Source organism: Halolactibacillus miurensis (assembly GCF_900116255.1).
Taxonomy (GTDB): domain Bacteria; phylum Bacillota; class Bacilli; order Bacillales; family Amphibacillaceae; genus Halolactibacillus; species Halolactibacillus miurensis.
This window is the reverse complement of sequence record NZ_FPAI01000016.1, coordinates 48,270-66,622: the sequence shown is the minus strand read 5'-3', so window position 1 is coordinate 66,622 and position 18,353 is coordinate 48,270. Positions and strand designations below refer to the sequence as shown.

General features: G+C 40.7%; 16 protein-coding genes and 1 pseudogene. 4 read left to right on the top strand and 13 right to left on the bottom strand.

Going from position 1 to position 18,353, the window contains the following annotated elements:
* Nucleotides 1–98: 98 nt before the first annotated feature.
* Nucleotides 99–224, top strand: coding sequence for a hypothetical protein (locus BM390_RS15750; protein WP_256212420.1), 126 nt, complete (start codon nt 99–101; stop codon nt 222–224).
* 203 nt (nt 225–427) lie between these two features.
* Here BM390_RS15750 and BM390_RS10365 read toward each other — a convergent pair whose 3' ends face one another.
* The 5 genes from BM390_RS10365 to BM390_RS10345 form a co-directional block, all read right to left on the bottom strand.
* Nucleotides 428–1,612, bottom strand: coding sequence for a M20 metallopeptidase family protein (locus BM390_RS10365; protein ID WP_089854686.1), 1,185 nt, complete (start codon nt 1,610–1,612; stop codon nt 428–430).
* Nucleotides 1,613–1,694: 82 nt separating this feature from the next.
* Entirely contained in the window at nt 1,695–2,345 is a 651-nt protein-coding gene (locus BM390_RS10360) for an ABC transporter permease (RefSeq protein ID WP_062322039.1), read from the bottom strand.
* An 18-nt stretch (nt 2,346–2,363) separates the two neighbouring features.
* Nucleotides 2,364–3,269: a glycine betaine ABC transporter substrate-binding protein gene (locus BM390_RS10355; protein ID WP_062322037.1), complete on the bottom strand. Its 906-nt coding sequence runs from the start codon at nt 3,267–3,269 to the stop codon at nt 2,364–2,366.
* A 76-nt stretch (nt 3,270–3,345) separates the two neighbouring features.
* Nucleotides 3,346–3,993, bottom strand: coding sequence for an ABC transporter permease (locus BM390_RS10350; protein ID WP_062322034.1), 648 nt, complete (start codon nt 3,991–3,993; stop codon nt 3,346–3,348).
* Entirely contained in the window at nt 3,990–5,105 is a 1,116-nt protein-coding gene (locus BM390_RS10345) for an ABC transporter ATP-binding protein (protein WP_062322032.1), read from the bottom strand. The genes BM390_RS10350 and BM390_RS10345 overlap by 4 nt, the downstream gene beginning before the upstream one ends.
* Before the next feature lie 254 nt (nt 5,106–5,359).
* Here BM390_RS10345 and BM390_RS10340 point away from each other — a divergent pair, with 254 nt between their 5' ends.
* Nucleotides 5,360–5,941 carry a GbsR/MarR family transcriptional regulator gene (locus tag BM390_RS10340; RefSeq protein ID WP_231631483.1) on the top strand — a complete coding sequence of 194 codons (582 nt, stop codon included), beginning with the start codon at nt 5,360–5,362 and terminating at the stop codon, nt 5,939–5,941.
* Between the two features lie 132 nt (nt 5,942–6,073).
* Here the strand turns inward: BM390_RS10340 and BM390_RS10335 are convergent, their stop codons facing one another.
* Together BM390_RS10335 and queG are read right to left on the bottom strand one after the other, a co-directional pair.
* Complete coding sequence (locus BM390_RS10335; protein ID WP_062322030.1) at nt 6,074–6,553, bottom strand: tRNA (cytidine(34)-2'-O)-methyltransferase; 480 nt, start codon at nt 6,551–6,553, stop codon at nt 6,074–6,076.
* A gap of 71 nt (nt 6,554–6,624) precedes the next feature.
* Nucleotides 6,625–7,794, bottom strand: a complete 1,170-nt coding sequence (gene queG, locus BM390_RS10330; RefSeq protein ID WP_062322028.1) for a tRNA epoxyqueuosine(34) reductase QueG — start codon at nt 7,792–7,794, stop codon at nt 6,625–6,627.
* 261 nt (nt 7,795–8,055) lie between these two features.
* On the opposite strand from queG, the gene BM390_RS15305 reads away from it, so the two are divergent.
* Nucleotides 8,056–8,199, top strand: a complete 144-nt coding sequence (locus BM390_RS15305; protein WP_143103171.1) for a lmo0937 family membrane protein — start codon at nt 8,056–8,058, stop codon at nt 8,197–8,199.
* Between the two features lie 191 nt (nt 8,200–8,390).
* On the opposite strand, the gene BM390_RS10325 is transcribed toward BM390_RS15305, so the two are convergent.
* From BM390_RS10325 to BM390_RS10300, 6 genes and pseudogenes are all read right to left on the bottom strand, one after another.
* Entirely contained in the window at nt 8,391–9,011 is a 621-nt protein-coding gene (locus BM390_RS10325) for an SGNH/GDSL hydrolase family protein (protein WP_062322026.1), read from the bottom strand.
* 506 nt (nt 9,012–9,517) lie between these two features.
* Nucleotides 9,518–10,903, bottom strand: a complete 1,386-nt coding sequence (locus BM390_RS10320) for an L-cystine transporter (RefSeq protein ID WP_062322024.1) — start codon at nt 10,901–10,903, stop codon at nt 9,518–9,520.
* A 492-nt stretch (nt 10,904–11,395) separates the two neighbouring features.
* Nucleotides 11,396–11,564, bottom strand: a pseudogene (locus BM390_RS10315) (uS14 family ribosomal protein); the annotation flags it as partial.
* 101 nt (nt 11,565–11,665) lie between these two features.
* Nucleotides 11,666–13,360 (bottom strand): sensor domain-containing protein, encoded by a 1,695-nt coding sequence (locus BM390_RS10310; protein ID WP_062322022.1) that lies wholly within the window; start codon nt 13,358–13,360, stop codon nt 11,666–11,668.
* 333 nt (nt 13,361–13,693) lie between these two features.
* Nucleotides 13,694–16,336, bottom strand: coding sequence for a cation-translocating P-type ATPase (locus tag BM390_RS10305; protein ID WP_089854683.1), 2,643 nt, complete (start codon nt 16,334–16,336; stop codon nt 13,694–13,696).
* Nucleotides 16,337–16,756: 420 nt separating this feature from the next.
* Nucleotides 16,757–16,951 (bottom strand): hypothetical protein, encoded by a 195-nt coding sequence (locus BM390_RS10300; RefSeq protein ID WP_089854680.1) that lies wholly within the window; start codon nt 16,949–16,951, stop codon nt 16,757–16,759.
* Nucleotides 16,952–17,263: 312 nt separating this feature from the next.
* Between BM390_RS10300 and BM390_RS10295 the strand changes: the two genes are divergently transcribed.
* On the top strand, nt 17,264–18,163 hold the full coding sequence (locus tag BM390_RS10295) for a diacylglycerol/lipid kinase family protein (RefSeq protein WP_062322018.1): 900 nt from the start codon (nt 17,264–17,266) through the stop codon (nt 18,161–18,163).
* Nucleotides 18,164–18,353 lie beyond the last annotated feature (190 nt).

Here is an 18,353-nt window from a genome sequence, read left to right as displayed (position 1 = left end):
ACGACACTTATTCATATTTTTGAATAAATGTGTCGTCTTTTTTGATTCTAATTAAACTTACATTAAGAAAATCGTAAGATTTTCAGTGGCCTCCACCGATGTTGTATTCACTTGTTCCAGAGCAGAAACAAGGTCTACACCATTGGGCGCAATGGGCGTATATGACGCGTACCCTGTCTTTTGTTAGAACCCATGCGTTCTACCAGACAGAACGATTCGACTAAAGCAAGTTGTGTTCCTGGAACACACTATTTCCCCAACATGCTCTAACAGATGTTGAGAAAATAGGTTTGCGGCGGTTGGAGAGTAGAAAAACCTATGCTTAGTTGAACGAGCATGGGTCGCCTTTAGGGTGTCCTTATGGAATCCCCTTCCTCAAACATTCGTGAGAATGTTAGGTGGGGGTAGTTCAATATATTTTTCTGTTTTACTTATTTAAAGCCGTAAGGACACTTCCCGCTAATACTTTTGCCCCAATCAACAAGCTATCTTCATCAATCATAAATTTCGGATGATGATAAGGATACACGCATCCTTTTTCTTCATTAGCTGAACCTAAAAAGAAATAAGTCGCTGGAATTTGTTCGGCAAAATAACTAAAGTCTTCGGCCCCCATATTCGGTTCCAAATGGATCACGTTTTGTTCACCAATAATATCTTTAGCTACACCGACCATTAACTGATTCGTTTTCTTATCATTGATGGTTGCTGGGTAGCCAAATTGATAATCGATCGTTGCTTTCGCTCCGTGGGCTCTGGCGGTAAAGTCGGTCACTTGTTTGACCCATTCGCTCATCTCTTGACGAATCGTTTTATCAAACGTACGTACCGTGCCTTCAATATATGCTTTTTCTGCGATCACATTCGCTTTGTCCCCTGAATGAAAGCTACCGACCGTTAGTACGGCTTGTTTCATCGGATCGACTTTACGTGACGTTAATTGATTCAGTTGGGTAACGATTTGTGCGCCAATACTTAACGCATCAACGGTGTCATGCGGTAAAGCCGCGTGTCCCCCTTTTCCTTCGATGGTAATAAAGAAGTCATCACTCGCCCCTAAAATTGGTCCATCGGTTTCACCAATCGTTCCGACTGGTAAATAGTTTTCCATATGAAGACAAAAAATCTGATCCACGTCTTTAATCGCGCCGTCTTCAATCATCGCTTTCGCCCCGCCTGGGTCTTGTTCTTCTGCGTGTTGGTGGATAAATACGACGGTGCCGTGTAAGTCATCCTTGACAGACACCAGTGCTTTTGCGACCGTCATCGCAATTGCGGTGTGGGCATCATGCCCACACGCATGCATGACCCCCTCAACCGTTGACTGATACGGAAGGTTTGTTTCCTCTTTGATTGGCAACGCATCAAAGTCCGCGCGAATCGCGATGGTCGGACCAGGATGTGCGCCTTTAAGCGTCGCGACAACACCTCGTTCACCGACGTGTGCTTTGACGTCTAAACCGAGCGTTTTATGAAAGGCTGCAATGGTTTTCGGTGTGTTTACTTCCTCAAATGAAAGTTCTGGATATTGGTGGAAATGGCGTCTTAAGTCAATCATCTCTTGTTCGAGATTGGTAAGTATGTCATAAACGTTTGTCTGTAGCTTTGTCATTGGTTCACCCCATCTTTATAATGCATTGTGTTCTACGAAAAAAAGTGTCGCGTAAACGACACCTTTTTAGTTCTTGTATAAATTATGAAACACTGCGGAAACGACGTTTCGTCGTCTTTTCTACAATGCCGAGTATAAAGTCAGCCATTAGCGCGAGTAGTGCCGCCGGTACTGCCCCTGCGATCAGGCGAATATCATTTTGTCCATTAATCCCACCGACAATCTCTTTACCGAGACCACCACCACCGATATACGGGGCAATCGTTGCGACCGCAACGGCAATGACAAAGGCCACGCGTAGGCCGGCCATAAGGAATGGAATCGACAGCGGAAACTGCACTTTCGCAAGTAATTGGAAGGGTGTCATACCAATCCCTATACCTGCTTCTGATACACCTGGGTCTACTTCTTTAATTCCTACATACGTGTTACGTACAATCGGGAGTAACGAGTAGAAGAACAACCCAATCACAACGGTCTCGTTACCTAGACCGAAATAAATAAGTAGAATCGCCAACATCGCTAAACTCGGAATCAATTGTAAGATGTTGACGAGTGATAAAATCACCGGTGCTAACCTTTCTACTTTAGCTGCTAGGATACCAAGTGGTACCCCAACGAGTAAAGCAAGTCCCATCGCTTGTAAAACCATCACAATATGCTCAACAGTTAAGGCGATGAGTTCTGCGCTATTATCTGACATATACTGAAGTAATTCAGTGATAAATTCCATCATATAACCCCATTATGATTAGTTTAGTAATCCTTCGTTTTCTAAGAATTCACGTGCCACTTCTTCTGTCGAACGACCGTTTAAGTCAACTTCTAAAATCAGTTGTGACATTTGTTCTGTTGATACGGTATCAACAAGATTATCAAAAATTTCTTTCACTTCTGGATAGTTGTCTAATACCTCATTACGTGCCACAAGTGAGGCATCGTATGGTGGGAAGAATTCCGCATCATCTTCTAAAATACGTAAATCATATTCCGCAATTTGTGGGTCAACGGTATAAGCTGTGACAACATCTAATTCATCATTTTTAATTCCTTCATACATGAGTGACACTTCCATTGCACGTACGTCACCAAATTCAAAACCATAGGCGTCTTGGAATCCGCGGTAACCATCGTTATCTCGCTCAACCCATGAGGTGTCTGTTCCTAAACGTAAGTCACCTGCAAGTGGTTCTAAATCAGAAATCGTTTCAATCCCTTCACTATCTTGTAGTTGACCTTGGATCGCAATCGCATATTCATTCTTAAAGCCGATTGAATCAAACCACGTGATATCATATTCTTCACCGAATAAGTTTTGCGCATTTTCAATTGTTTGTTCTGAATTGGTTGAATACTCAACATCATCAAAGTGATTGTTGTATACCTCACCTGAATATAACATCGCAAAGTCAAATTCCTCACGGTCGATTGACGCTAAAATTTGTGGACTTGCTTGAATATCTTCTGTGATAGTCACTTCATGATCGGTGTTTTCTTCAACTAAAATCTTCACTATTTGAGCGGCAATCTTTGGATCGGTATAAGACTGGGCGCCAAATTCAAACACTTCGCCCCCATCAGCTGATTGTTCTCCCCCGCATGCCGCTAACAGCAACATCGCACTTGCAAGTAAAGCTAGTAATAGTTTTTTCTTCATAAGTATTTACCCCTTTATATTATATTTCTTCATCATAATCGATGAAGGCTATCCTTATTTTTACGTTCACGCTCACTTAACCACGTGAAACAGATAAACGTTTTTCAATCAAACCAAAAATCAAATCAACCGTTAACGCTAAAATAATTGCCAGTGCTGTGCCAGTAAAAATCATGTACGTATTATTTGAACCAATACCAGCCATGACCAAGTCACCTAATCCACCCGCACCAATAACGGTTGCCAGTGTCGTCCAACTAATAATATAGACGGTTGTAATCCGAATCCCTGACATAATATAAGGCACCGCAATCGGTAACTCCACTTTCGCCAAGCGTTGAACCGTTGAATAGCCCATCCCTTTAGCAGCTTCGACAATACCTTGATCAATCGACTCCACCCCGGCATACGTGTTACGTAAGAGCGGAAGTAGCGCATATAAGAATAAAGCCACGACTGCGGGTGTAAAACCAATCCCGAAAATCGGAATAAGTAAGGCGAATAAGGCAATCGTTGGAATCGTTTGGAAGAAGTTCGCAACATTAAAGATCGCCTGCTTCAGTCGTTCATTTTTCATCTTTGTCATCCCAATGGCCAGTGGAACGGTCAAAACAATCGCAAAGATAATGGAGACAAAGGCGATGGATAAATGTTCAAGTAAATACTCGAAAATATTCTCGTAACGAATTTCCCAAAACTCAATATACTCTTGAATTAAGTTCATGACATGACACCACTTTTTTGATCCACTTGTTCATGAAGCACTTCTAATAGTTGATCTTGATCTAACACCCCGATAAAGCTCATATCTTCGCGAACAATCGGTGCGATGGTTTCTTTACTTGCGACAAACTTTTCAACTTCCGCCGATTCACGGTAAGCAATGACTGTTTCATCGACAAGATTTTTAATCTCACTGTCGCGATTTTTCACCGCATCATATAGCGAGAGAATACCTAAATATTTATCATCTGCATCGACAATCGGCATTTGATCTTTTTTCTTTTCTACCATGACATTAATCGCCGCGTCTAGTGACTCAGTCACTTTGACACTCGGATAATCTTCATCGACAAAGGCTGTCATCGGTGGTAGACCACGCGCTTGTCTTAAGCGGTCTTCTCCAATAAAGTCTTCCACAAATTGATTAATAGGATTGGTCAATAATTCATGAGGTGAGCCTTTTTGAACAACTTCCCCATCACGCATTAAAATGATTTGATCCGCAATCTTAATCGCTTCATCCATATCATGTGTCACGAAGATGATTGTTTTATTGATTTCCTTCTGCAAGCGAACAAGTTCATCTTGAAGTTGTTCCCGGCTAATCGGGTCAAGCGCACTAAATGGCTCATCCATCAAAATAATTTTCGGTTCCGCCGCAAGGGCACGAATCACACCGATCCGTTGTTGTTGTCCCCCACTCAACTCATGTGGGTAGCGCTCACGATAAGTATCTGGGTCTAAATCAACCATCTTTAATAGTTCCTCTACTTTTTGGCTAATCTTTTGTTTATCCCATTTTAATAATTTCGGGACGGTTGCGACGTTATCATAAATCGTCATATGTGGAAATAAACCAATACTTTGAATGACATAACCCATTTGACGTCTCAGCTCAATGGGATTAATGTCTGATATTAACTTACCATCAATCGTTAATTCGCCATCGGTATAGTCAATTAAGCGATTGAGTAATTTCATTGTTGTTGTTTTACCACAACCACTTGGTCCAATTAAGACATTAAGTTTGCCTTCTTCAAATGTGAGGTTAATATTCTTTAAGGCATGGAAGCCATCCTCATAGACCTTGTTTACGTTTTTTAATTGAATCAAGAGCATTCCCTTCTTTCGTCGTTCGTTTTGATTACTATCATAAGTTTACAGAAGAGCAAGACAAATGCAAAATCCGATATACACTTTAAATTGTACAAACTTTATACAATTTAAAGTGTATAGATTGTATAAACTGTTCTATCTTAAAATTCCGCCGGATTCCTCTATAATCCTACCAAAGTTCGCTCTTTTCATTCACATCTGACTATGATAATGTTAAAGTCAAACAAATATTTGACAAAAAGAGTGATAAAATGAATAAAAAAATGAGCTTAGACGATCAGTTAGAACACGTGAAGCATCGCGTCAGTGAACAAATTGCTGAAAATATGAAGTCTTACGGTTATCCTGCGACCATTGGTCGGGTCATTGCGGCCATCTATTATGCCGGGCGCGCGCTCGACCTTGATGAACTTGCCGAACATACCGGCATGAGTAAAACCCGCATGAGCCAAGTACTGAGAGAAATGACGAGTTACAATATTGCTGAAAAAGAGTTTGTGAAGGGGTCGCGTAAAGACCACTACACTGTCGAAGAAGATTATTACCAAACGTTCATTACCTTATTTACGGCTAACTGGCGTGAGGTGACGATTCGCAATAAAAAGATTGAACAAAAGATTATGGAAGAACTGATGGAGATTTACGAAGACGAAGAAGCCACACCGGAAATTAAAGCTGAAGCAGAGAACTTAATGGAAGACTCAAAAGCATCGATCCGTTACTTTGAATGGATTGAACGCATCGTTGAGTTGTTTGACTCACAAGACATCTTTAAGTATGTCCCGAAAGACCCGCTAGATGAAGATAAAAAGGCTTACCGTTTTAAGAACTAAAACGGTAAGCCTTTTTCTTTTGATCACCCTTAGACATAGGACGAAATAAGTAACCTCTTTTATTATCTTCCGTATGACTTATGATCGTCATCCTGATTTAATATGACCTTTTCTCTTAACTTGCCTGCTGATTTAATGCATGCCAGGAAACTGTTGTTGACGCAACACGTCATAAGCGATAATAGCGGCGGTATTCGATAAGTTAAGCGAACGGACCCGGTCATTTTTGGCCATATGAATCCGCAAGCACTTGTCTTCTTTACCGACAAGTAAATCCTTTGGTATGCCAGTTGTTTCTTTACCAAATACTAAGAACCATTCTTTTGATGCATCACTAAAATCAACATCGGTATAATACTTTGTGCCAAAGTTCTCAATATAATAATAGTCCCCGTCTGGGTGCTTATCATATAAGTCAAAAATCGAATCATGATACTGAACGTTCACGTCATACCAATAATCAAGCCCTGAGCGTTTCAACATTTTATCATCAGTTGAAAACCCTAACGGATGGATCAAATGGAGTGTCGCATTACATGCCAGACACGTCCGGGCAATGTTACCCGTATTTGCGGGTATTTCAGGTTCAAACAAAACAATATGGAGTCCCATCTTTCTTCACCTCTTCATCTTACTAAACGATTTATTTCTAATCTTTTCATTATCTCAGACACAAACTGACTTTATTCTGTCCGTGCTTTTAGTTTACCATTATCTGCGTAAATCGCTTCAAATTCCAGACCTTTTTCCATCTCTTTCATTACCGTCGCATCCTCTTCTTTTATCATCGCCTCACGAATAAGCTCATAACTATCTTCCCGGCCAATCTTACCAATCGCAAAGGCCGCGGTTCCTCTAATGACAGGACGCGGATCTTTTCGCATCAATGTCGCTAACGTCTCGATGCTTGAGACTTCTCGGTAATGACCAAGTGCTAAAATAGCATTCCGTTGAAGTGGTTTTTTCCCACGCCATGAACCGGCCATTTCACCAAACGTCTCTTTAAATTCTCGGTTAGAGATCGTGAGAAGTGGCAACAGTTCTGGTTTGGCAAGGTCTGGTTTTGGTTCAAACGCCTCGTGAAGATGAAAGTCCACGCCCTTATTATACGGACAGACAAGCTGACACGTATCAAAGCCATACAGTTGATTACCAAGGACCGAGCGAAATTCATCAGGTAAATAATCTTTTGTCTGCGTTAGAAAAGCAATACAGTTAGTTGTATTTAACTGACCTGGACCAACGAGTGCCCCGGTTGGACAAGCGTCGATACATTTCGTACAATCCCCACAACCGTCTTCTAACATCTCATCCGGTTCTAAAGGAATATTGGTAATCATTTCACCTAAATAAACATAAGAACCAAACTCAGGAGTAATGATCGAACAGTTCTTACCACTAAAACCAATGCCGGCACGTTCTGCGACCGCACGGTCGGGTAATTCCCCGGTATCGACCATAATTTTTGACCGAAACCCCGGGACACGGTTTTCTAAAAAAGCATGAAGCCTGTTTAACTTCTCATTTAATACGACATGATAATCCACGCCCCAACTGGCCCGGCAGACATTCCCGCGTCTTGCCCCGCGTTTATTTGCTGGTCGGTCTGTCAATCTAGACGGATAAGCTAACGCAATCGATATAATCGATTCGGCTCCAGTTAAATGCATCGCCGGTTCCGTTCTTTCTTCAATCGTTCCTTTTTCAAACCCTGACTGATAGTTTTTTTCTTGTTGGGCTTTTAATCGCGCTTTCATCTGAGTGAACGGATCAACAGAGCCAAAACCAATCTTATCAATCCCAATCTTTTCAGCATAATCTATAATGTCTTGTTTTAACGTGTTATAAGCCATTTTACATCCCACACATTCTTTCATATTACTATTGAACTAATCGAAAAAAGGCATAAATAAAACGCAACACTTCGTTTTTAAAAACGAAATACTGCGTTAGCTAAAGTGATAACTTGTATTATAGCACCGTTTTCAACAGACCGCAACCCCTAATTCTTTTTTCCTATTTGTTGGAAATATTGTTTATTTCCTTTTTAGACGGGTAAGTTAAAGTATCAGTCTAAAACAACAATACACGATATAAAAGAGAGGTGAGAAATGATGTTATGGACTATTATTGGTATTTTACTACTTATTTGGCTTGTTGGGTTTGTGCTTGACGTGGCAGGTGGACTTGTTCATATCTTACTTGTTGTCGCATTAATCGTCTTTATCTACAATATGATTACCGGAAGAAAACGGTAACCGTGTTTATACTTACTAGAAAAAGATAAAACAAAAGATATCAACCATGCTAGAAAAGAAAGCAACACCGAAAGTTATACTTATACCCGACACTCGGGATATGAATGAATATAAAATGGACAAGAAGCTGTCACAACAATTCGTGACAGCTTCTTGTCTTCGATATTTACTTGTCTATTTTCATCTAAATCTTACTGCTTATCTTTTAAGATCGCTTTAATCCATGTTTTTGCCATCAATGTATCACCTGTAGATGTCGTATGCACACCATCAATTGTTAACGGTAAGTCAAGTGACTGATCAATATAGTTTAAGAACGCTTCATGTGTTTTAACAAGGGGTAACTGATACGTCTCACTCATCCGTTGGACAATCTCGACATACGGTTTCAGTAGGGTATTTCCTTTTGAGTGACGATTTTCTTCAATCACGGTCGGTTCCATGAGAATAATCTTTGCTTTTGTTTTTGCCTGTGTGTCTTTAATCAGTTCATGGTATAACGCTTCAAATATTTCAGGAGTTACTTGTTCCATATTAGGACAATCTAACTGACGCCACACGTCATTAATCCCAATCGAGATCGATAACACATCAGGATTTAAACGAATAACATCTTCCTCCCAGCGTTCTTTTAAGTCCGTGATGCGGTTCCCGCCAATACCTTTATTAATTATCTCAGGTAAGTGTCCTTCACACGTCGCATAGTGGTCACGAATCATGCGGACGTAGTTATCACCAATCTCTAACGTGTCATCCGCCTTACCCCACTCCGTAATACTATCACCAATAAAAATCATCCGTTCCTTTTTCATTTCCTAACAACCTTCCTCTATTCATAGTTAATCATGCCTTACGCTTACATTATACACTATGTTCATTAGTTAAATAAAGTTATTTTATAGTTAATAACTTAAGTAACACCACCATGCTAGCGTATACTAAATAACTAACGCAATAGACAAATAGCTAAACGCTGGCCAAGCCCAGCTATGAAATCAACAAACAACGAATGAACCAGACGACATGAGTAGACTCACTAAATCGAAGATTTAAACGCTTAAGTCCCCACTTGGATAAACTTTTTCATATGAGTCATGTCATGACAGTTTATCCATTCCACCTAAGCTTTCGTCTGACGTTTCTGTTCCTCAGCATAAGCAATTAGCTGCTGTTTCCTTCAGATTCTTCCTCACGGAAGAAACGCATACAGTCCTTATTACTAAGTCTACCGTTGCCTTTCACCACCAAGTTACTACTCAAGCCAGGCTTACCCGAAAAAAATCCTCATCCATTATTAATGAATGAGGAGAATCATTATTTATACGGTTTCTTCTATTTCTTTGAATTCTTTGTTGTAGATCGCCATATCTATTTCTCCGAGCCTTCTTGCGGTTACAAGACCTGCTATCATGGAACCAGATACATTCAGTGCTGTTCTCGCCATATCGATCAGTGGCTCTATGGCAATAAGAAGTCCAACTAATCCTACAGGCAATCCCATGGAGGATAAAACCGTAAGTGCTGCGAATGTCGCACCTCCACCAACACCCGCAATACCAAAGGAACTGATGGCTGTAATGATAATGAGTTTAATGAAGAAGGAGGCATCCATAGGAACACCTGTACCAACCGCAATCATTACTGCGAGCATACCTGGATAAATCCCTGCACAGCCGTTCTGACCGATGCTCGTACCAAGGGAAGCTGACAGATTGGCAACACCATTTGACACACCGAGTTTTTCTATCTGAGTTTCAACGTTCAGTGGTAATGTACCAGCACTTGATCTTGATGAGAAGGCGAAAGAAAGTGGGACACTTGCTTTCTTCAGATATTTTACTGGGTTTAATTTGTAAACAACAAGGATGATGAGATGGATGATAAACATGATAATAATGGCAAGATAGGATGCTGCAACAAATTCAAACAGTCTTGAAATTTCCGATAAATTTGAAGTAGAGACAAACCTGGACAGTAGGGCAAATACACCATACGGTGTGAATCTTAGCACTAATGTAACCATTCGCATAACGACATCATGAAGCATGTTCAGAAATTTGGTGAAGGCTTCAGCGCTATCAGGTTTCTTGCGTCTAAGCCCTATTGTCGCAATACCTAAAAAAGCGGCAAAAAATACAACAGACAGTGTGGCAGAAGAACCTTGACCACTCATCGCATAAAACACATTACGAGGAATGATTTCTGTGATCTGTTCAGGGATAGGTTTTGTTTGGAAATCATTTAAGGTATCTTCCAGAGCTTGACCTCGGGCGGCTTCAGCCTCACCAGCCAGAATTTCACTGGAATCAAGTCCGAAGATGGTAGAAATACCTGCACCTAGACCAGCTGAAATAGCTGTAGTAAACATCAGGACGATAATGATGGAAAGAGCGCTCTTTCTCAACGAATTGGCATCCTGATTAACAATAGAGGTGGAAATCGCGACAAATACAAGTGGGATGACAATCATATTAAGAAGTCTGACATAACCAGAACCAATGATGCTGATCCACGTATTGGACGACGCGATTAATTCTGATTCAGAACCAAGGAGCAGCTGAAGTACACTACCAAAAAGTATTCCAGCTACCAATGCGGTAAGAACTCTCTTCGTAAAGCTCATGTGTTTTTTCTGCATAACATAAAGACCGAAAATGATGGCAACAGCGACAGATAAAATAAGTAATGTATACAGTGTGTTCATATTCATACCTCCAAATAAGTATTTTGTATCAATGTAACTAAAAGAACCGATATCCTGTCGAGCATGCGTCTGATGTCTATGGATTGTTACTCCCTTTTAAAAATACGTCTGCCAATATCCATTTAAAATCATTTCAGCCTTGAGACTTATTTACTTGAAACAATAACTGCCTCCTCTGCTCGACATATTAATCCGACCAATTTAGTCAAATTTAAATACAAAATTTATACTATAGTGAAACTCGGAAATTGTCAACAAATTTTGACAATGAATTTTACCTTCGAGCTTTTACATTCACTTTTTCTCATGGGATCGTCATTTGTTGACCTTCATCCATTTAAAGCTTTATCATTTAGAGCAAAAAGACACCCTCCTCAAGCGCATGAGCGCTAGGTAGGCGATGAAAAGAAGGTAAGAGAAACAGAAAAAGAAAAAAGAATACGAAAAACAAGGCATTTGACATCAAAAGAGTGCTAATACTTTGTTTGTATATTAAAAGCTTGATTTCGTGACACCAGGAATTTGACCACGTAAGGCTAATTCGCGACAGTCCAAACTTACGCCTATAGCCACGCGGACGTCCGTCGACCTGACAACGGTTGTTCAGTCGTGTCCGCGAGCTGTCACCCGGTAACTTCTGTAATGCTCGATAGTCACCTCTCGCAATAAAAAATGTAGATAAACATCCCATGAAGAAACGAACAATCCTAGTGGGACTGTTCGTTTTGTTCTTTCCTGTTATACATTAAATTGTCACGTCTACTATTCCTCAACGCCTTCAGGACCTGATGGCCCTTGTCTTGTTAATTGGCGGACTGATTTAAATACGCTCTGATTTTTACCGTCTCGCTTTGCTTGATAAAGGGCTTCATCCGCATGTGAGAGAATATTATTCAGCTGGCAATCTGATTGACCAGGCATCACGACACCGACGCTAATACCGACATATAGTTCATTCTCGTTCACAATATGTGGATCTCTAAAACGCGTCTCTAAGCGGTCAACAATTCGCGTTAAGTTCGTTACGTCTTGAACTTCAGGTAAAAGAACGATAAATTCATCCCCACCTAACCTTGCGACAGTATCCATCTCGCGTAATTCCATTGTGAGACGTTGGCCTACTTCAACAATAACTTGGTCCCCTACTTCATGACCATATTGATCATTGATACCTTTAAAGTCATCTAAGTCTAACATTAAGACCGCAAACGGTATGTGGTGACGCTCATATAAACTGACCACTTGTTCCAGACGAATTTGAAACAACCGTCGATTCGCTAAACCGGTAAGTGGATCTTGATAAGCCATTTGTTTCAGTTCACGTTCATATTTTTTCCGTTCTTTAATATCTCGTGCCACAACAATCGTTTGAATGTGAGTATTCCCATCGAAAATGGGTTCTAATTGTAACTCAAACCAATGCTCATCACCAAACGCATCGATAATTTTCCCCTCTTTTTTAATCGATTGGTGTTCCATCAACATTGTATGAAAGACCCCTCGCATCTGAACGATAGATTTATCTGAAAGAATCGCTTGTATCGGCTGATTAAGCAACTGATTTGTTTCATAGCCTAACAGTTTTTCATGGGAGGGAGATAGATAGACCATTTGATGTTTGGCATTGAGTACTTGTATAAGATCTGATGTATGTTCGGCAATCAACCGAAAACGTTGTTCACTTTCAAGAAGGGCGCTTCTTGCGAAGCTTTCTGTCGTTAAGTCTTTAACCACAACGTAAATACCTTGGACAGCCCCGTCCAACTGCATCGGAATGAACTTCACTTGTAGCTCCATTCCTACCTCGTCTCTCGTATTCAGTTGAATCTCAATCGATCCAGGCTCACCTTCAATCGTGTCATAAAAGCATGCTTTAAACTTTTTCGACGAGTGTTGAAATACATCAAAAATATCCTTCGGCTGATACTCATGGTGAATCGTCTCAATTAATCGTGTAAAGGCATGGTTCTTTTTGATCACCCGTCCAGAATTGTTTGTATACGCAATGGGATCCGTATTCTCTTTAAACAGTGATTTATAACGTTCCCGGGAAAGTTCTAAACGACGTTGACTAATATACATTTGATCTTCTATCAGTTTCTGTTTCGTCAAGTCATGTGAGACGGAAACAATATGCGTTACCCGTCCATTGTTAATGACAGGTGTCAAGAGTGACTCTGTCACGCGCTGTCCGGTTGAAATATGATAATCATCTTGATAACGTAACGCTTGTTTTTGTTCAACCACTTTACGGTATTGGTTTTGTAAGATCGTTGCTTTTGTCGGCGGGTTCACATCCGTAAGGGTTTGACCAATCATATCATCAGTAAATCGTAAGATCCGCTTGACTGTCTGATTGACTCGTTCATAAAAAAAGCGTTCGCCATCTTCACTCACACGCATGACAAACACCATGTCTTCCATTGCATCAATGATTGCTTGACTCATCAATTCCATTTCGCGTCACCTAATTCCCTTAGACAATTTGATTTGATTATAACACTATCTCTATAGCCTATGCATCTAAAACGTAAACGTTTACTAAATAATTTTGCTCTTTATGCTAGTCTAACTTTTTTCGCTATTTCTCTACAAGATTCAACAGAAAACCACCCCTGAAAAACGGGATGTATCCGTTGACCAACACCAAATATTATATATCCGAATAATACAAAAAAGGCGGCACGGATAAAAAATAGACAAAACAACAAAAGCAAAGAGCCAAGATAATAAAACCTTGACTCTGCTTAAATATCTGTTGTATTTGTTAGTGGTTAAAGACGCACTTTTCTATTTATCTTTACTCAAGAAACGGTGATACGCCACTTTAACAATTTCCATCATCACAACAGCTAATACCGCTAGTCCTGCCGCAATGCTCCAATCAGTCAGACCAAAGCTACTTGGAATCGCAAAGATGGAACGTAGTCCAGGAATAACCGTGATGAGATAAAGACCGAAACATAACGCAACCGCACCTAGAACGTATTTATTTGTGAATAAACCGACACCAAAGATCGTCTGTTTATTTGAGCGGGCCGCAAATGTCTGTAAGGTCCGTGAAAGAATCAAGGTCGTAAAGGCCATTGCCACACCAATCTCTGGTGAGGTTTGAAGACCAATTAAGTGAGAAATAATAACCGCAATCCCGATAAAGGACCCACGTGTCATGACAGACCGTAAAGTATCACCCGCAAAGATGCCTTCATCAATCGAACGTGGTTCACGGTCCATGACATCAGGTTCTGATTTCTCCATACCTAAAGCAATCGCTGGTAAAGAGTCATTGACTAAGTTAATAAACAACAGCTGTAGCGCAGTAAATGGATTAGGGAAACCAGCAATAACAGCGAAGAGAATCGCAATAATCGCCCCTAAGTTACCACTAAATAAATACGCAATCGCTTTTTTAATATTGTCAAAGACCGTCCGACCGACTTTCACCGCGTTCACGATCGACACAAAGTTATCATCGGTTAAAATCATCGCAGCGGCATCTTTACTGACGTCAGTCCCACTACCCATCGCCACACCAATATCTGCTTGTTTTAGTGCTGGGGCATCATTGACACCATCACCGGTCATCGCACTAATGTTACCTTTTTTCTGCCATGCTTTCACGATGCGGATTTTGTTTTCTGGTGACACACGAGCATAAACACGAATGTGTTCGAGTTTTTCTTCTAGCTCAGCATCCGTTAAATGATCAAGTTCTGTCCCGGTGAGTGCCAAGTCATCGTCATCAAAGATACCGATCTCTCTTGCGATCGCTTCTGCGGTTGTTTTATGGTCACCGGTAATCATAACGGTTTTAATACCTGCATGTTTTGTCTGTTCGATTGCTGCGTATACAGCTTCACGAGGTGGGTCAATCATCGCGAGAAGTCCAATTAAGACAAAGTCTTCTTCATCTTCAACGGTAATCTCCGCGGTACCTTCGGGCATTTCTTTAAAACCAAATGCCAGCACGCGCAAGGCTTGACGAGAATACGCTTCGTTTTGTTCATTCAAACGCATCTTTCGTTCATCTGTTAATGGTTTTACTTCACCATTTTCTAAGATTTTCGTTGCCCGCTTAAACATGACATCCGGTCCACCTTTAATAAATAAGAGGCGTGACCCTTCATAATCGTTTAAAGTGGACATCAGTTTACGATCAGAATCAAATGGCACTTCACTGATCCGTTCATATCGCTCACGTAAAGCTAAGTAATCTTCACCCGCTTTATTGGCATAATTGATTAAAGCAACCTCGGTTGGGTCCCCAACTTCTTGTCCTTTTGAATCAATGTAAGAGTCATTACATAAGACAGCTGTATCAATCAGTAAACGTTCATCGTCACTTAGCTCATCAAGTGATGTCTCGTCACCCTCAGAGAACGTAAAGTGATTCATGACGGTCATTTTGTTTTGAGTGAGTGTTCCTGTTTTATCCGTACAGATCACGCGCGTTGAACCGAGTGTTTCAACCGCCGGTAACTTACGAATAATCGCATGTTGTTTCGCCATCTTATTTGTTCCAACAGATAACACAATCGTCACGATCGACTGTAGGGCTTCCGGAATGGCCGCAACCGCCACTGCTACCGCAAACATAAGTGCATTGAGGAGTTCTGTCGTTACATCCACCGGTCCGTCACCTAACCAAATTCTTAGTGCTTGGACTAAGAAAATCACACCGGAAAGAATTAAAATCCAAAACCCAAGTTTACGACTAAACGCATCGAGCTTACGCTGAAGTGGTGTTTGTTTTTGTTCGGCTGTATTTAATAGATTCGCAATCTTACCGATCTCCGTCGTTTTACCGGTTTCTGTCACAACAAAGGTTGCCCGGCCATTGGTCACAAGTGAACTTGAAAAGACTAAGTTCACCTGGTCACCGAGTGCCACTTCCTCTTCAATCACCGCCACGTCTTTCGTAACCACTTGTGATTCACCCGTCAACATACCTTCATTGACTTGTAGTGAACCAGATTCAAGTAAACGTCCGTCTGCGGGGATATAGTCCCCTGCTTCTAGATAAACGATATCACCCTTAACAAGTTCTCGTGCGGGAATCGTTTGTTTTTCACCATGACGTAAAACCTTGGCATTGGGTGCTGACATTTCTCTTAGAGCATCCAGTGAGCTTTCTGCTTTCTTTGTTTGGACCACACTAATGACCGCATTCATAATAAGAACAATCATAATAACAATCGTCTCGACATACTCCCCGAGAAGCATTTGTACACCGGCGGCGATCAGTAACACAATCACCATCGCATCTTTAAAGGCATCTAAAAATAATTTCCATGTGGATGCTTTTTGTTCTTGTTCGAGTTCATTATACCCGTCACGTTCTTGACGTGAGCTGACTTCTTGCTTTGAAAGACCATCCATACTAGCTTGTAAGTCATTTAACGTCTCTTCTTCTGTCTTTTGATAATAAGACATCCCTCTCACTCCTTCTTTAGGTATTCGTTCGTAAGCTCTTTATAATATTTACGTAAAGGTGGCTTTGTAAACATAAGAAAGACCCTTACCAACAAACACCCATAGTGTTATATTGGTAAAGGTCTTGCCTACAACGGATGTTGCCAGTAATGCCGGAGATAAAGATCTCGTAATGACGACATTATTGTTAGAGCTACTCCCCTTTAGTTAGCTTAATTTTACCTGTAGTTTCATCGTTCGTCAAGTTAAACCGCACGGTTTAACTAAGAGTTTACAAAACGTAACACAACGATTAATGACAGACATAAGGCAATAATTTACGTTCAATCGCTTCTTTAAAGGTGCGCATTTCAATAAATAACTGAAAAACCGTCATTTCCCCATCTTTATACCGTTCGATCGCATCCGTAAAGTAAGGCTCTAAATCACCTTCACATTAATATCAAGCGATAACAACGCGTATTGAATCTCCACATACATCACGGCTGCTTGATGAAATTGTGTCAACCACTCCTCTTCTGTCATCTCACGACACTCCATTTCCGCTACTAACCCGTGCATTGTGTCTGTCTTATCAATAACCGCTCTAATCTCATCAAACTCATATGGATACATATTGACACCTCGCATTCGTTTTATTCTTCATCTCATCAACAATTCTACTATAATTTTCATGATATTTATACAAGAAAGGTGAAAATCCGAATATATGCACCCTATCGATTGACATTTTCGATGACTTTAGGCACTATCCTATATGAATAACAAGACTTATCTCTCGATGGTTGATCAACGAAAAGGTTTAAATTCTCTTCAAATGGGAAAATCTTTAAAAGAGCACTCTATCTCTAGCGATCATTTTTAAAAACATTTTTTAAAAAACAAGTTAAAAATACACTTGACATCTAAATGAAAGAAGGAAAAGCTATGTCTGACTTACAGATTACTTTATGTTTTCATGAAGACGCCGGTCAAGTCGACCGTGACAGACTCAATGATATTGTTTCAACACTTGAACGTACTCACTTTTCAGTCACAGAATTAAATTTGGCGAACACGACTAATCAAGACATTAACTCAGCCTTTCAAGATAATCACATCGTCATTGCTTACGGCGGTGATGGGACGGTCCACCACGTCTTACAGCACGTGATTAACTGTCCCAAGCCACCGATTTTTGCGATTATTCCTGGTGGGACAGCGAATGACTTTGCCAGAACACTCAATATGCCGATGAATCCAGTAAAAGCAGCAGAGATGATTGTCAAACAACAGACAAAACAGATTGATATCGGTCAGTTTAACGATCGCTACTTCCTTAATTTCTTTGGTATTGGACTTGTCACAGAAACAAAACAAGCGGTCAGTGAATCAGGAACAAAGGCAACGCTTGGACGGTTTAGTTATTACTTGAGTAGCTTACAGTCATTAAATGCGCCTGAACCGTTCTCTGTTTCAGTTAAGAGTGACACACGTCACTATGAAGGTGATGCGATTATGGTGATGGTCGGAAATGGTCAGTACACCGGCGGTGTACGGGCGTTTTTCAACCAAGCGGATATGAGTGACGGAGCCTTTGACCTCTTGATCATTAAAAATGTCTCGGCGCGGTCTCTATTTGAAATTATTAAAGCCAATATCACAACAGATCCTAAACAGTTAGAAGGGATTGAGTATTTCCGGGCCACAGACATTGATATCACCACCACTCCTCCCCAACAGATTGATTGTGACGGGGAAGACGGAGGCACAACACCTGTCAACATTACTATTCTCCCGCAACACATAACCATGATTACGGGTGATACCTCTCTATTCCAAAAGTAATCGTGAAAGACAAAGCATCAAAAGGTCTAGCCAGAAAAGAAAAGAAGAGAGAAATAAATAAAGAAAAAGAAAAACATCCGCCTGCCCCAAAAATAAGGGGACAGGCGCATGTTTGTTGTTAAAAAGATGTGAACGTGCACGTATCAATACGAGTCGTTCTCGTTTTTATCTCTGTAAGTATCAAACTAAC

Excerpts from the sequence above, each read along its gene's own strand:
- BM390_RS15750 (WP_256212420.1), top strand. The coding sequence starts at position 99 with ATGTTGTATTCACTTGTTCCAGAGCAGAAACAAGGTCTACACCATTGG.
- BM390_RS10365 (WP_089854686.1), bottom strand. The coding sequence starts at position 1,612 with ATGACAAAGCTACAGACAAACGTTTATGACATACTTACCAATCTCGAA.
- BM390_RS10360 (WP_062322039.1), bottom strand. The coding sequence starts at position 2,345 with ATGGAATTTATCACTGAATTACTTCAGTATATGTCAGATAATAGCGCA.
- BM390_RS10355 (WP_062322037.1), bottom strand. The coding sequence starts at position 3,269 with ATGAAGAAAAAACTATTACTAGCTTTACTTGCAAGTGCGATGTTGCTG.
- BM390_RS10350 (WP_062322034.1), bottom strand. The coding sequence starts at position 3,993 with ATGAACTTAATTCAAGAGTATATTGAGTTTTGGGAAATTCGTTACGAG.
- BM390_RS10340 (WP_231631483.1), top strand. The coding sequence starts at position 5,360 with ATGAATAAAAAAATGAGCTTAGACGATCAGTTAGAACACGTGAAGCAT.
- BM390_RS10335 (WP_062322030.1), bottom strand. The coding sequence starts at position 6,553 with ATGGGACTCCATATTGTTTTGTTTGAACCTGAAATACCCGCAAATACG.
- queG (WP_062322028.1), bottom strand. The coding sequence starts at position 7,794 with ATGGCTTATAACACGTTAAAACAAGACATTATAGATTATGCTGAAAAG.
- BM390_RS15305 (WP_143103171.1), top strand. The coding sequence starts at position 8,056 with ATGTTATGGACTATTATTGGTATTTTACTACTTATTTGGCTTGTTGGG.
- BM390_RS10325 (WP_062322026.1), bottom strand. The coding sequence starts at position 9,011 with ATGAAAAAGGAACGGATGATTTTTATTGGTGATAGTATTACGGAGTGG.
- BM390_RS10320 (WP_062322024.1), bottom strand. The coding sequence starts at position 10,903 with ATGAACACACTGTATACATTACTTATTTTATCTGTCGCTGTTGCCATC.
- BM390_RS10310 (WP_062322022.1), bottom strand. The coding sequence starts at position 13,360 with ATGGAATTGATGAGTCAAGCAATCATTGATGCAATGGAAGACATGGTG.
- BM390_RS10305 (WP_089854683.1), bottom strand. The coding sequence starts at position 16,336 with ATGTCTTATTATCAAAAGACAGAAGAAGAGACGTTAAATGACTTACAA.
- BM390_RS10300 (WP_089854680.1), bottom strand. The coding sequence starts at position 16,951 with ATGTATCCATATGAGTTTGATGAGATTAGAGCGGTTATTGATAAGACA.
- BM390_RS10295 (WP_062322018.1), top strand. The coding sequence starts at position 17,264 with ATGTCTGACTTACAGATTACTTTATGTTTTCATGAAGACGCCGGTCAA.